10 protein-coding genes are annotated in these 14117 nt (G+C 62.7%); 3 read left to right on the forward strand and 7 right to left on the reverse strand.

Features of this window, described 5'->3' with window-relative positions; translation table 11 throughout:
- The first annotated feature begins 19 nt into the window (after nucleotides 1-19).
- From RCH11_RS09140 to RCH11_RS09150, 3 genes are read left to right on the forward strand one after another with little or no spacing between them, the layout of a single operon-like run.
- Entirely contained in the window at nucleotides 20-982 is a 963-nt protein-coding gene (locus tag RCH11_RS09140) for a carbohydrate ABC transporter permease (RefSeq protein ID WP_327056683.1), read from the forward strand.
- The gene (locus RCH11_RS09145) at nucleotides 979-1869 is read left to right on the forward strand and encodes a carbohydrate ABC transporter permease (protein WP_327056684.1); all 891 of its coding nucleotides are present in this window, start codon (nucleotides 979-981) and stop codon (nucleotides 1867-1869) included. The genes RCH11_RS09140 and RCH11_RS09145 overlap by 4 nt, the downstream gene beginning before the upstream one ends.
- A complete protein-coding gene (locus RCH11_RS09150) occupies nucleotides 1847-3952 on the forward strand; it encodes a GMC family oxidoreductase (protein ID WP_327056685.1) in 2106 nt (701 codons plus the stop codon). Before RCH11_RS09145 ends, RCH11_RS09150 begins: the two co-directional genes overlap by 23 nt.
- A 30-nt stretch (nucleotides 3953-3982) precedes the next feature.
- On the opposite strand, the gene RCH11_RS09155 is transcribed toward RCH11_RS09150, so the two are convergent.
- The 7 genes from RCH11_RS09155 to mmsA all read right to left on the reverse strand — a co-directional run bounded on the left by RCH11_RS09155 (nucleotide 3983) and on the right by mmsA (nucleotide 14027).
- On the reverse strand, nucleotides 3983-4969 hold the full coding sequence (locus RCH11_RS09155) for a LacI family DNA-binding transcriptional regulator (protein WP_327056686.1): 987 nt from the start codon (nucleotides 4967-4969) through the stop codon (nucleotides 3983-3985).
- Nucleotides 4970-5005: 36 nt separating this feature from the next.
- The gene (gene araA, locus RCH11_RS09160) at nucleotides 5006-6526 is read right to left on the reverse strand and encodes an L-arabinose isomerase (protein ID WP_327056687.1); all 1521 of its coding nucleotides are present in this window, start codon (nucleotides 6524-6526) and stop codon (nucleotides 5006-5008) included.
- Nucleotides 6523-7221, reverse strand: a complete 699-nt coding sequence (locus RCH11_RS09165) for an L-ribulose-5-phosphate 4-epimerase (protein ID WP_327056688.1) — start codon at nucleotides 7219-7221, stop codon at nucleotides 6523-6525. Before RCH11_RS09165 ends, araA begins: the two co-directional genes overlap by 4 nt.
- Nucleotides 7218-8933 (reverse strand): ribulokinase, encoded by a 1716-nt coding sequence (araB, locus tag RCH11_RS09170; RefSeq protein WP_327056689.1) that lies wholly within the window; start codon nucleotides 8931-8933, stop codon nucleotides 7218-7220. The genes RCH11_RS09165 and araB overlap by 4 nt, the downstream gene beginning before the upstream one ends.
- 1020 nt (nucleotides 8934-9953) lie before the next feature.
- Nucleotides 9954-11063, reverse strand: coding sequence for a sugar-binding protein (locus RCH11_RS09175; RefSeq protein WP_327056690.1), 1110 nt, complete (start codon nucleotides 11061-11063; stop codon nucleotides 9954-9956).
- Nucleotides 11064-11148: 85 nt separating this feature from the next.
- Nucleotides 11149-12507, reverse strand: a complete 1359-nt coding sequence (mmsB, locus tag RCH11_RS09180) for a multiple monosaccharide ABC transporter permease (protein ID WP_327056691.1) — start codon at nucleotides 12505-12507, stop codon at nucleotides 11149-11151.
- Entirely contained in the window at nucleotides 12507-14027 is a 1521-nt protein-coding gene (gene mmsA, locus RCH11_RS09185; RefSeq protein WP_327056692.1) for a multiple monosaccharide ABC transporter ATP-binding protein, read from the reverse strand. Before mmsA ends, mmsB begins: the two co-directional genes overlap by 1 nt.
- Between the last annotated feature and the right edge of the window lie 90 nt (nucleotides 14028-14117).

A 14117-nucleotide genomic window follows, 5' to 3' on the forward strand; every position in this document is an offset into this window, starting at 1 on the left:
ACCTTCAAAGGAGAACTACATGACGACTGAGTCCGTGATCGGAGCGCTCAAAAAGGCGCGAAGCGGCGTAGGGAACGCCGGGTCGGGGAGACCGGCAAGCGACCGCAAACGCGCGCGGAGGTTCACCCATTCACGGGCATTCCTCCTCTTCGTGCTCCCGTCGTTGATTCTGCTCGTGCTGCTCAACCTGTACCCGGTGATCTACGCGGGGTTGCAGTCTCTGCGCAACGGTGACCTGCTCAGTGCCGGTAACTTTGTCGGCCTGCACAACTACACCTCGATGGTTCAAACACCGGCCTTCTGGCATGCGGCCGGATTCACCGTCGCCTTCACGCTAGTCGGCGTATTCGGCAGCTGGGCAATCGGACTCGCGCTGGCCCTCCTGCTGCGCACCCGCATTCCGGCTGGTGGTGTGTTCAAGGTGCTGCTGCTGCTGCCCTGGGTGGTTCCGGTCGTCGTCTCGGCCACGTCCTGGAACTGGCTTGTTGCAACTCCGCAGTCCCCACTCCCGATGCTTGCCCAGGCCCTCGGCCTCGGCAATGTGCTGTTCCTTGCGAACCCGTTCCTCGCGCAGGTGACGGTGTGCGTATTCAAGGTATGGATCAGCTTCCCCTTCATGATGATGATGATGTCGTCCGCACTGGCATCCGTCGACGTCAATGTCTACGAGGCATCCAAAGTCGACGGCGCATCCGCGCTCCAGACCTTTAGGCGGATCACCCTTCCGATGATTTCGCGCTCGACCTACATCAGCTGGATCCTGATGACGATCTTCTGCGTAAACGACTTCCCAAGCATCTTCCTGCTCACCGGTGGCGGGCCGGTCAACTCGACCCAGACACTGGTGGTTCTGGCGTATTCGACGGTCTTCCAGAACTTCCAGACCGGACCGGGCGTCGCGATCGCCTTCATGATGACGATCGTGCTCGTCGTTATCGCAACGCTGCTGTACCGCCAGATCCGAAAGGTGAATATCGAATGAGCGTGCAAACTTCACATGCCGTGATTGCGGGCAAGGTCACAACCACCACGCGCCCCGCTAAACGACGCACGCTCAGCCAGGCGCAGGAGCGGGGCAAGTGGTGGCGCTTCGTTGCCATCCTCATCATTTCGGCCATCGTGCTGGTGCCGATCGTGGCCGTCCTGCTGCTCTCCCTCGAACCCTCGCTCGGAAGTACCGCTCGAGGCGTCACGCTGGAGAATTTCGGCAAGATCTTCACCGAGACCTCGGTCGGAACGTGGCTCGCCAACAGCCTCGTCGTCACCCTCGTCACGGTGCTCATCTCCGTGACTGTAGCGGCTCCCGCCGGCTATGTACTCTCTCGCGGTCGCAGCAAACTCGTGTCGGGCTACTCACTCATTCTGTTTATCGTGCAGTCGCTTCCCGTCGTCACCGCGGTCATTCCCCTCTTCATCCTGTTCGCTCAGATCGGCCTGGTCGACAACCTGGTCGGCGTCACGATCATCTATGTTGGCTCGACCATGTCCGTGGCTATCTGGATGATGGCCGCCTACTTCGACTCGATACCGATCACTCTCGAAGAGGCTGCGTGGATGGACGGCTGTTCGGTCTTTGGCAGCTTTACGCGGATCGTGTTGCGCAACTCCCTGCCAGGCGTGCTCTCCACCGCGATCTTCGCATTCCTGCTCGCGTGGAACGACTACCTGGTGGCTGTGGTGTTCCTGCGGTCCGATGAGAACTACACCCTTCAGATCGGCCTGCAGACGTTCTTCCAACAGAACCAGACGAACTGGGGACTCGTGATGGCCGTCGCCGTGGTGATGATGCTGCCACCAGTGCTCCTGTTCGCCGCGCTCAACAAGTACTTCAGCGTCGGAGGCATCGGTGGATCGCTCGCGGGGCGCTAGCCCGATCGAACTTTTCACCGCGAATATCCGCGCTGCGATCGACCGGATCATTCCAGCGGACAGCTGGCCGGCCGGATGGGACGGTGGCGTGTCAGACTACGTCGCCATGGCGAACGGGGACCTGGACTGGGCTCGCCCCGCGCTCGGCTGGCTGGACACTGCTCTCGACGCTGCTGCGCAGGCCAATGGCGGGAGTTCATTCGCGGCCCTGACTACCGAGCGGCAGGATGCGATCCTCACCTCCTTCGAGATCGAGGATGATCCGCCCGGTGCTGCCGCGCACTTTGAGGCACTGCGTCGAATCTGCTGGGAAGGCTTCTACGCATCCTCTGCACACCACGGTTCGATCAAACGCCACACACCGATCGGGCTGGAAATGGTCGGTTTCCGCGCGGTGCCACTTGGCGCCACACCGGTCGAGCCCGATCCGATCGAGGGCATACGACCCGATCAGGTGCGGGTCGGATACGACGCGATCGTGATCGGTAGCGGTCCCGGTGGCGGAGTGGCCGCCGAAATCCTCGCGTCGGCAGGCAAGACCGTATTGCTCATCGAACGCGGTCTCCCCCTGCCGAACGCCGAGCTTCGCGGCGACCATCTCCATGGAAAGCGCAACGCGGTCTACTCGCCGTCTGCCGGGCCGGGGGCCGGGCATCCGCGCCTCGCTCATCTGAAGGACGACGAATACCGCGTGATCGACGGCACCGGTGACGCCTCCCTCTACGGCCTGAACGCCATGGTCTTCGGGGGCGGCACCCGACTCTGGCAAGGCATGTCGTGGCGATTCTTGCCGGATGACTTCGCGATGGCCAGCGTTTTCGGTAACCCCGACGGCGCCGGTCTCGCGGACTGGCCGATCGACTACGACGAGATGGAGCCCTATTACACGCGAGCGGAATGGGAGCTTGGCGTCTCAGGAGCAGAAGGCAGCCTGACCTCGCGCACGCCCCGATCGGCTGGCTATCCCATGCCGCCGATGACGACCGAGCCAGCGCGCGAACTGCTCGGGGCGGCCGCGGATTCCCTCGGCTGGGGTTGGGGTCCGATTCCACTGGCCATCAACAGCGTTCCACGCGACGGCAGGCCAGCGTGTGTTCGATGCCCGCAGTGCGTCGGACACGCGTGCCCGGTCAACGCCAAAAACGGTTCGAACAACACCTTCATCCCCCGCGCTATCGCTACGGGCAATTGCGATGTGCTCTTCGACGCCGAGGTCATCAACGTCCGTGACGGGGTGCGCTCGGCCAGCGTGACACTCATGGCATCCACATCGACGAGTCCAATCGAGCTCACTGTGACCGGTGCGGTCGTCGTGGTGTCCGCCGGTGCGGTCGAGACTCCACGGTTGCTCCTGGCCAGCGGCATTGGCAATGATCAGCTTGGCCGCCACCTGCACGATCATCGGTTCGTCACGATACTCGGAACTATGGATGATGCCGTCACAGACTTCGTCGGGCCCGGCCACTCCGTCGCCACCCTTGACCACGTGCACGGTGAGAGCATTCCGTGGGGAGGTGGGGTCATCGTCGATCTGATGGGCCTGCTGCCGCTGAGCTCCGCGTCCCACCCGGCGATGCCGGGCGTGCCGCGCTGGGGATCGGGTCACAAGGAGTGGATGCGCAACGGCCGCCCACACGCCTTCGGCGTCTTCGGCATTGGACAGGAAATTCCCCTTGCCTCATCGCGAGTCACCCTCGCAGAGGGCCTCCGTGACCGGTGGGGGAAGCCGGCTGCCGCATTACGCAAAGACGTGCACTGGGCATCTGTCGAAGTGGAAGCAGGCATGGCAAGGGTCGGCGCACAGTGGCTTGAGGCGGCTGGCGCGAACGACATCCGCCGCCAGTATGGCGCCGAAACCGCATCCGCGGCGGGTGAGCACTCCTGCGGAACCGCGCGGATGGGGTGGGACCCGGCGACATCCGCCACCGACCCGTGGGGCCGCGTGCACGGCACACAGCGGGTGATCGTCTGCGACTCATCATTGCATCCGACCAATGGGAGCGTAAACCCGGCATTGACGATCGTGGCCAACGCACTCCGGGTCGCGGAGCACCTCACCCGGAACTGGCCAACGGGCTCGTAGCAGAATCGACGATCGCGAAGAGTGCGCTGACTAGAACCGAACCGCCGATGCGCGCTCCACCACAAAGGGCGTGGTCTTCACCGGGTCGGTGACGACGCGTCCATCGAGCACAGACGATACCGTGCCCATGATCCGCTTCCCGAGCTCAGTGAAATCCTGCCGGATGGTGGTAAGCGGAGGAGAGAAATGCGCCGCTTCCGGGATGTCGTCGAAGCCCACAATGCTCACGGCTGACGGCACAGCGACGCCGTGATCATCGAGCGCGTGAAGCAGACCGAGCGCCATCTGGTCATTCGCAACGAAGATCGCGGAACTAAAGCCCGCGGCGCTGAGCCGCTCTCCGATGGTGCGACCACTGTCTGCCGTCCAGTCGCCGTGCTCCGGTTCGTGCACGACCAGGCCGCGCCGCGCCAGCTCACTCCTCCAGCCACGTTCGCGTTCCCTGGCATCGAGCGATCCTTCGGGCCCCGCGAGGTGCAGGATGTCCCGGTGTCCGAGGTCTGCGAGATAGGCGGTAGCCAACTCCGCGCCTCCGAACTGGTCGATCGAGACGCTAGGAAAGCTGCCGTGTCCGCTCGAGTCTGCGGTTACTAGCGGTATTTCGAGCTCAAGACCGTCGATCGCCTCGATTGACGAGTAGTCCGAGGCGATGAGAACGATCGCCTCGACCTGCTGCCTCAACAACACGTCGATGGCTTGCAGGATCTCGTGACGATCGGCATCCGCCATGCTCGCGGTGATGACCTGGTAACCGGCCTGCCGCGCAGCGCCGTTGAAGGCAAGCGCGATACTCGCGGGACCGTAGAGCGGGTTGCCGGTGCTCACGAGCCCAAGGGTGTGGGTCTTGCGGGTCGCGAGCGCCCGTGCCACGGAACTGGGTCGGTAACGCAGCTCCCGGATCGCCGCCTCCACCTTTGCACGGGTCTGTGGGCGCACCGTGTTTTCGTTGTTGAGCACCCGGGACACGGTCTGGTGGGAGACGCCGGCGAGCCGTGCCACCTCCATGATGTTCGCCACGATTCGTAGGCTAGCGGATTGCTGATACGAGGCCCGTTAGAGCCCTGCGGCCAGTCGGTAATAGGCCTGGTTCCAGCGCAATTCGCGGCTGAATTCGCGCAGCTTCGTGTTCTCGTCGATCACCACGAGTTCGTTCTTCGCGATGTCGGCGAAGTCCTCGAAGACCTCGAGGCTGAGTGCGGTCGACATGACCGTGTGGTGCGCGGCTCCCGCCGTCAGCCAGGCCGCGGCACTCGTCGCGAGGTCGGGTGCCGGCTTCCAGATGGCGCGTGCCACCGGAAGTTTGGGCAGCGGATGCGGCAGCTCAACCACTTCGACGACATTGGCCACGAGGCGAAACCGGTCCCTCATATCGCTCAGCGCAACGACGACGGCCGGGCCGGCATCCGTATCGAAAACGAGGCGTACGGGGGCGTCCCGGCCACCGATACCGAGCTCGTGAATCTCGAGGCTCGGCTTAGCCGTGGTGAGCGACGGGCAGACCTCGAGCATGTGCGCGCCGAGGATGAGTTCCTGCCCCGGCACGAGGTTATAGGTGTAATCCTCCATGAGGGAGGCGCCCCCCGGTAGGCCGGCGCCCATCACCTTTGCCGCCCGAACCAGTACGGCGGTCTTCCAGTCGCCCTCTGCACCGAAGCCATAGCCGTCGGCCATGAGACGCTGCACCGCGAGACCCGGAAGCTGGCGAAGGCCGCCAAGGTCTTCGAAGCTGGTGGTGAACGCGCTGAAGCCGCCAGCCTCGAGAAAGCTGCGCAAGCCCAGTTCGATACGGGCGCCGTAGCGGAGCGACTCGTGGCGCTCTGCACCCTTTGTGAGCTCAGGGGCCACTACGTACAGGTCTTCGTATTCCTCGACGAGAGCGTCAACATCCGCCTCGGACGCGGCATCGACTGCCTCGACGAGTTCGTTGACCCCCCAGGTATTCACCTGGACGCCGAACTGCAGCTCGGCCTCGGTCTTGTCACCCTCGGTCACCGCAACGAAGCGCATGTTGTCGCCGAAACGGGCGAGCTTGAGGTTATGGGTGGCCGCCCAGCCGGCGGCGGCGCGGGTCCAGGTCGCGATCTGAGAGATGACCCGGGGATTCGACACGTGGCCGACGACTGTCTTGCGGGCGACTCCGAGACGGGTCTGGATGTAGCCGAACTCCCGGTCGCCGTGGGCGGCCTGGTTAAGGTTCATGAAGTCCATGTCGATCGTTGCCCAGGGCAGCTCGACGTTTGCCTGGGTGTGCAGGTGCAGCAGGGGCTTCCGCAGCAGGTCGAGGCCGGTGATCCACATCTTGGCCGGGCTGAACGTGTGCATCCAGGCGATGACACCGATCACAGTGTCATCAGCGTTGGCATCGAGGGCCATCCGGCGAATCGACTCCGAATCCTTGAGCACCGGCTTCCACTGCACCGTGACCGGAATCTCGGCCGCCACCCCGAGCGCATCGGCAATGGCCCGCGACTGCTCGGCGACCTGCGCGAGGGTCTCTTCGCCATAGAGCCCCTGGCTTCCGGTGAGAAACCAGACCGTGTACGACTTCAGGTCGGGAATGATGCTGCGGCTCATGCGTCTGCTCCTGCTGTGGTTGGTTTCGCTGCCTGGCCGTACACGTTCTGGTACCGGTCGAAGAGGGCGTCGATCGCGGCCTGGGGAATGGGGATGAGCTCGCCGAGTTGTTTTGCGATGTGCACTGTTCGCGCGACATCCTCCGCCATGACCGCGGCCTTGACAGCATCCCGCGGGCTGGATCCGATGGTGAAGACACCGTGGTTCTGCATCAGCACCGCTCGGGAGCGATGGCCGGTGAGGGTGGCAACAACACCGCGTCCGATCGAGTCGTCGCCGATGATGGCGAAGGGGCCGACCGGGATCTCTCCGCCGAACTCGTCCGCCTGGCCGGTGATCACGCACGGGATCGCTTCGCCGCGGGCCGCCCACGCGGTCGCGTAGGTGGAGTGGGTGTGCACGACGCCGTTGACCTCCGGCATAGTGCGGTAGATGTAGGCGTGCGCTGCGGTATCGCTCGAGGGCGAGTGCTCCCCTTCGATAACGGTGCCGTCGAGGTCGCACAGGATCATATTTTCGGGGGTGAGGTCGTCGTACTCGACGCCACTCGGCTTGATGACGAAGAGGTCTGCGCCGGGGACGCGGCCGGAGATGTTGCCGCCGGTCCAGATCACGAGGTTGTAGCGCACGAGCATTTCGTGCAGCTTCGCGACGTCGGCTCGTACGGCGAGGACCTTCTCTTCGATCGTGCTCATGCGCTGTTTGCCTCGAGAATCTTTTTGCTGGTTGTTGCGGCCGCATCGCGCTTGAGCGCCTTTAGCCGGTGCATCACTGCGTTACCACCGCGTCCGAAGTAGTCGTGCAGCAGTGTGTATTCCGCGTAGAGAAGGTCGTAGGAATCGGCCACTTCGGCATCCGGGGTGTAGACAGCGCGGTTCACCTTGCCCATCGCCTTGCCTGCTTCGAGAACAGTGTCGTAGGCGCCCGCGGCGACTGCGGCGTGGATGGCCGAGCCGAGCGCCGGACCCTGCTCGCTCGCGATGATCGAGATCGGCATCCGCAGCACGTCGCTGTAGACCTGCATGAGGAAGGGATTGCGCAGGAGCCCACCGGCCACGATGAACTCGGTGACCGGAACCCCGCTTTCGGCGAAGGTCTCTACGATCGTGCGCGTGCCGAAGGCCGTCGCCTCGAACAGTGCCCGATAGATCTCCTCCGGCCGTGTCGCGAGGGTCGTGCCGAGCACGAGACCGCTGAGCTCGTGGTCCACGAGCACCGAGCGGTTACCGCTCTGCCAGTCAAGTGCAATGAGCCCGTGGCCGCCGACCGGCTGGTGCTTCACGAGCTCGGTGAGGTGTTCGTGGATGCTTCGGCCCGCGGCATCCGCTGCCTCGAAGTAGCTCGCCGGCACCTGGTTCTTCACATACCAGGCGAAGATGTCACCGACACCGGACTGCCCGGCCTCGTAGCCGTAGAGCCCGGAGACGATGCCGCCGTCGACGACGCCGCACATGCCTGGCACCTCGGTAAGCACGTCGGAGTTCATCACATGGCAGGTCGAGGTTCCCATGATGGCGAGCATCTGGCCGGGCTCGACAGCCTGGGCTGCCGGGGCCGTCACGTGGGCATCGACGTTGCCGACAGCCACGGCGATGCCCTCTGGCAGACCGGTCCAGGCCGCGGCCTGCTTCGACAGCGTGCCGGCGGATGCCCCGAGCTGGCCGATCTCGTGGGCGACCTTGTCTTCCGCGAAGCCTGCGAAAGCCGGGTTGAGCGCGGCGAGGAATTCGCGGCTCGGATACGCGCCATCCTGCAGGATGCCCTTGTACCCGGCGGTGCAGGCGTTGCGGATGTAGCGGCCGGTGAGCTGCCAGACGATCCAGTCGGCGGCCTCGACGAAGTGGTCCATGCGCTCATAGAGATCGGGGTCTTCTTCGAGCAGCTGCAGTCCCTTGGCGAATTCCCACTCACTCGAGATGAGGCCGCCGTAGCGCGGCAGCCAGGATTCGCCCCTCGCTGCAGCAAGCTCGTTGATGCGGTCGGCCTGGCCCTGCGCGGCGTGATGCTTCCAGAGTTTCACGTAGGCATGGGGACGGTTCTCATAGCCGGCGATCTCGTTGAGCGGTGTTCCGTCGGCGATGACCGGAAGGGGAGTGCTTGCCGTGAAGTCGGTGCCGACGCCGATCACCTGCGCCGGGTCGATTCCGGATGCCGCGATGGCGGCCGGAACCGCGTTCTTCAGTACTTCGACGTAGTCGGCGGGCACCTGCAGCGCCCAGTCCGGCGGCAGGAGCGCTCCGTTCGACGCCAGCACGGTGTCCATCACAGCGTGAGGGTAGTCGTGGGTGCCGGTGCCGAGCTCTGCACCGTCCGAGACGCGCACGACGACCGCTCGGCCGGAGAGGGTGCCAAAGTCGATTCCGATGACGTAGTGCTCGGCGGCGCCATCGGGCGTGGGGGAATTCACCTCGGGGACTCCTTTGTCGGGCGGCGGGTACGGCCGGGATTGCTTCCGGAAATATTCAGTGAATGTTAGCGATCACATTTTGCGAGATGTCAGCGGTCACATTTCTTCACAAGACTAGCCGGTCAGCACCGGAGCGCACAACAGCTTGATGCCAGTACTCGGTCACGGATACGTCTCGATCGCATGGACTCACCCGCCCACCTGCCCACCTGCCCGCTCACCCGCTCACCCGCTCACCCGCTCACGCCAACCGGTCTCCGAGCCCATCGGCCAGCGACTGCGACATCCCCGACCGAATCCGCAGAATCGCACCTACTCGCCCGCACTCTGGCCCGGTGCCGGCCGAATGCTGCGCGAAATGCAGGACTCCCTGTGACGGGAGTGACGGACGCGCCACTCCCGTTGACATCCGTCACAGGTTGTCCTGCATTTCGAACCGCAAGCCACACGACGAGAGCCGCTGGCACGAAAAAGTCCGGCCTACGCGAAAACTCGTGGCTAGACATACCCGTGAGAACTGGTGCCGCGCTCATCGGCCAGCGACCTTGCCCCTGCCCAGTTGCTGCATGAAATGCAGGACTACCTGTGACAGGAGTGACGAATACACCACTCCCGGTGACATCCGTCACAGATAGTCCTGCATTTCGAACCGGCGGACACACGAGGAGAGCTGCTGACACAAAAAGTCCGGCCTCCGCGGACCTGCCGTGCCGGACTCACTCCTGAGATCCAGCTACCGCGCTCATCGGCCAAGCCACCGCGAGCTCCCCGTCCGAATTCTCCGAATCGCAGCGGCTCGACCGCATCCCGCCGCACCGAGCGAACGCGCCCCGGCCCTGCCCAGTTCCTGAGTGAAATGCAGGACTACCTGTGACAGGAGTGACGAATGCACCACTCCCGTTCACAACCGTCACAGGTAGTCCTGCATTTCGAACGCGCGGACACACGAAGAGACCTCCAAGCACGAAAAAGTCCGGCCCCGCGAAACCGCGGGGCCGGACTCGAGACTATCGAGGCGGACTACTTGTTGACGAGCGCCAGGAGGGTCGGGTTGTTCGCGTAAGACTTCGCAGCGTTGTCCTTGGTGACGAGCTCCGGCGGGAGCAGGTAGGTCGGAACGACCTTGACACCGTTGTTGTAGTCGGTCGAATTGGTCTGGGGGGTCTTGCCAGCGGCTAGATCCTTGATCATTTCGAGGGTGTGCTCAACAAGCTTGGTGGTGTCCTTGTTGATGGTGGAGTACTGCTCACCCGACATGATGAGCGGGATCGAGGCAGCTTCCGAGTCCTGTCCGGTGACGACCGGCATAACCGGCATCGCCTTTCCGGCGGCCTTGATCGAGGTGATGATTGCTCGGCCGAGGGTGTCATTCGGGGAGAGCACACCGTTCAACACAGTGCCCGAGTAGCTCGCCGCGAGGAGGGTATCCATGCGGGTCTGAGCGTTCTGTGCAAGCCATCCAGCTGTTGCCGTCTGCTTGATATCGGTCTGGCCAGAGACAACCTTGACTGTTCCGTCCTTGATCTTCGGCTCGAGCACCTTCATGGCACCGTTGAAGAAGACCGGAGCGTTCGCGTCATCCGATGATCCGGAGAACAGCTCCACGTTGTAGGTCTTAGCGTCGGGGAAGCGTGCCTTCATTCCGTCAAGAAGAGCTTGGCCCTGCAGCTCGCCGACCTTCTCGTTGTCATAGGCGACGTAGTAGTCGACGTCCTTGGTGTCTTGGATCAGGCGGTCGTAGGCGATGACCTTCGTGCCGGCGGCTGCTGCGGCCTTCGTCTGCGGGCCGAGCTGCTTGCCGTCCTTGGCCCCGATGACAACAACCTTGTCACCCTTGGTGATCATCGCTGATACCTGGTTAGCCTGCTCGGCTGCGGTATTCGTCGCCGGTGCGTATTGCACGTCGGCCTTGAATCCGGCCTTCGTGATCGCGTCAGTGAAAAGCTTTCCGGCAAGAACCCAGTTCTCCGAGGTCTTGTCCGGAAGTGCAACACCGATTGTGGATCCAGCCTTGAAACCCGCAGCCGGAGCGCCGGAGGTTCCGGCGCCAGCGTCGCGAGACGAGCAGCCCGAAAGGGCCATGAGGGCAACCCCGGCAATTGCCACGGTTGTGATTACGATTTTGCGCATGTGATTTGCTTCGCTTTCTCTTGTCATAGGTAGTGCAGTGAAAAGCTGGAGACAGCCATCGTCTCCAGGGACTACGCGAGAACGATCAATTCGGCGTAGTGGACTGTGGGCGCGAAGACTCCTCCGCGCTGTCGGTTGGAGCAATGGATGGCCGATCGATTTGCGCCGACGACGGGGCGACGCCACCAGAGGACGACCTGGGACCGCGCACGAAGATCGCGATCAATGACGGCCGACCCTGTTTCTTGCTGTAGACGTCCACGCCCACAGCGATGAGGAGAACCAGACCCTTGATGATCTGCACCCGGTCGATACCCACACCGAGGAGCTGGAGGCCGTTGTTAAGCACGGCGATGACCAGACCACCGATGATCGACCCGACGATCGTTCCGATTCCACCGGCCACGGCGGCTCCACCGATGAAGACAGCGGCGATCGCGTCTAGCTCCCAACCAACCCCGTCGCCAGGACCAGAAGCTCCGGCGCGAGCCACACCGATCATGCCGGCAACAGAGGCGAGCACCGACATGTTCATCATGACAAAGAAGTTGATGCGCTTGATCTTGACTCCGGAGAGTTCGGCGGCGTGCCAATTGCCGCCGACGGCATAGACGTGTCGTCCGAATGTCGTATTGCGGGTGATGAACGAGTAAACCAAAACGAGGACTCCGAGGATGATTCCGGAAACGGGAAAACTCGTTCCCAGCCGACCGCCGGCAAACAAAAGCGTGGCCGAAACGACAACCGCCTCGAGAATGACGATCTTCACCCCGCTCACCCACAGTGGGGCTTTTTCCGAACCCATCTCGGTCTGCGTTCGACGTGCTCGCCATTCCTGAACGACAATCACGACGGCGATGAGCAGTCCGAGCAGCAACGTGCCATTGCTGTATTTCGTGTTCGGGCCGAAGTCAGGGATGAACCCTCCCCCGATGTAGGTGAACGCATCCGGCACCGTGACGCTGGTGGAGTTACCGAAGAACTGATTCGCCCCGCGAAATATGAGCATCCCCGCGAGCGTCACAATGAAGGCCGGGACGCCGACATAGGCGACCCACCAACCCTGCCAAGCGCCAATGACGGCTCCCATCGCCAACCCGAGAAGGATTGCGATTGACGGCGGGAAGTGCCAGCTCGCCATTGAGGTTGCAACGATGATTCCGACGAAGGCCGCGATGGATCCGACCGAGAGGTCGATATGGCCGGCGATGATGACCATCACCATTCCGATGGCAAGGATCAGCACATAGGCGTTCTGATTGACGAGATTGATCAGGTTTGTCGGGTCGAGGGTAAGCCCCTTCGTGAAAACCTGAAAGAAAATGATGATGACGACGAGAGCTCCGAGGATGCCGACCTGGCGTCCATTCGAACCGCTTCCGAACATTTTGCCGAGGTCGCGGAGCTGGAAGCCCGTCTTCGGGGCTTCGGGAGTTGCGCTCATTAGGAGTTAACTTTCTTCTTCGCGGAAGTCATGCTTTTCAGCAGAATTTCGGGATTTGCTTCGTCGGCGGACATGTTGCTCGTGATCGCACCCTCGAAGATCGTGTAGATGCGATCGGACACCCCAAGCAGCTCCGGGAGCTCAGAAGAAATCAGGATAATGCCCTTACCGGAGGCGGCGAGGTCGCGGATGATGCCATAGATCTCTGTCTTCGCGCCCACATCAATTCCGCGGGTCGGCTCGTCGAGAATGAGGAGGTCCGGGTCGGTGAACATCCACTTGGCCAGCACGACTTTCTGCTGATTACCTCCCGAAAGCTTGTTGACCCCTTCTTCCACTCGCGGAGCCTTGATCCGAAGGCTCTTGCGGTAGAGCTCGGCTGCCCGGTGCTCCTCTACCTTGTCGATCACCGACAGCCTGGAAATCTTGGACAACTTCGCCGAAACGACCGAATCCTGAATGTCATCGAGCAGATTCAGCCCGAGCGCCTTCCGGTCTTCACTCACATAGCCGAGGCCGTGCTCAATTGCCTCACTCACGTTGCGAAGCTTGATCTCCTTGCCGTCCTTGAAGACCTGGCCGGAGATGAAATTGCCATAGGACCGACCAAACAGGCTCATCGCGAGCTCGGTACGCCCGGCGCCCATGAGGCCAGCGAACCCGACCACCTCACCGCGCCGCACGACGAAGCTGGAGTTCTTCACCACCATCCGTTCGGCGCTGAGCGGATGCTGCACTGTCCAGTTCCTGACCTCGAAAAACACCTCGCCGATTTCGGCGTTGCGGTCGGGGAAGCGGTTCTCGAGTATGCGCCCGACCATGCCGCGGATGATGCGATCCTCGTCAACCCCGTCAGCCTTGACGTCGAGTGTCTCGATTGTCTTGCCGTCACGGATGATCGTGATCGAATCCGAGATCTGTTCGATTTCATTGAGCTTGTGGGAGATCATGATCGAGGCAATGCCTCGGCCCTTCAGACCGAGGATCAGGTCGAGCAGGTGCTGGGAGTCGGCCTCGTTGAGGGCGGCCGTCGGCTCGTCGAGGATGAGCAGCTTCACGGACTTATTGAGCGCCTTCGCGATCTCGACGAGTTGCTGCTTGCCGACACCGAGATTCTTTATCTGGGTGTCGGGGTCGTCATCGAGGCCGACGCGGGCAAGAAGGTCGATCGCGCGCTTCTTGGCCTGCACCCAGTCGATGACACCGAATCGACGCGGCTCGTTGCCGAGGAAGATGTTCTCGGTGATGGAGAGTTGCGGGATAAGCGCGAGCTCCTGGTGGATGATGACGATACCAGCGGCCTCGCTCGAACCGATGTTCCTGAACCGGGACTCGTGCCCCTGGAACACAATGTCACCCTCGTACGTGCCGTATGGGTAGACCCCCGAAAGCACCTTCATCAACGTGGACTTTCCCGCGCCGTTCTCGCCGCAGATGGAGTGGATCTCGCCCGCCTTGACGACCAGCGACACCCTGTCGAGCGCCTTGACTCCGGGGAACTCCTTCGTGATCGAACGCATTTCTAGGATGATCGGCTCACTCGCCACCGGACACCTCCACAGGGGTGGCCTGAATCGCTCGAAAGCGCGGGTTGTGTACGTTCACAACTG

It is taken from the genome of Glaciihabitans sp. GrIS 2.15 (assembly GCF_035984695.1).
In the GTDB taxonomy this organism is placed as follows: Bacteria; Actinomycetota; Actinomycetes; order Actinomycetales; family Microbacteriaceae; genus Lacisediminihabitans.

Coding starts and splice junctions, on each gene's coding strand:
- mmsA (WP_327056692.1), bottom strand. CDS start 14,027: ATGCGTTCGATCACGAAGGAGTTCCCCGGAGTCAAGGCGCTCGACAGG.
- araA (WP_327056687.1), bottom strand. CDS start 6,526: ATGAGCCGCAGCATCATTCCCGACCTGAAGTCGTACACGGTCTGGTTT.
- RCH11_RS09165 (WP_327056688.1), bottom strand. CDS start 7,221: ATGAGCACGATCGAAGAGAAGGTCCTCGCCGTACGAGCCGACGTCGCG.
- mmsB (WP_327056691.1), bottom strand. CDS start 12,507: ATGAGCGCAACTCCCGAAGCCCCGAAGACGGGCTTCCAGCTCCGCGAC.
- RCH11_RS09140 (WP_327056683.1), top strand. CDS start 20: ATGACGACTGAGTCCGTGATCGGAGCGCTCAAAAAGGCGCGAAGCGGC.
- RCH11_RS09145 (WP_327056684.1), top strand. CDS start 979: ATGAGCGTGCAAACTTCACATGCCGTGATTGCGGGCAAGGTCACAACC.
- RCH11_RS09175 (WP_327056690.1), bottom strand. CDS start 11,063: ATGCGCAAAATCGTAATCACAACCGTGGCAATTGCCGGGGTTGCCCTC.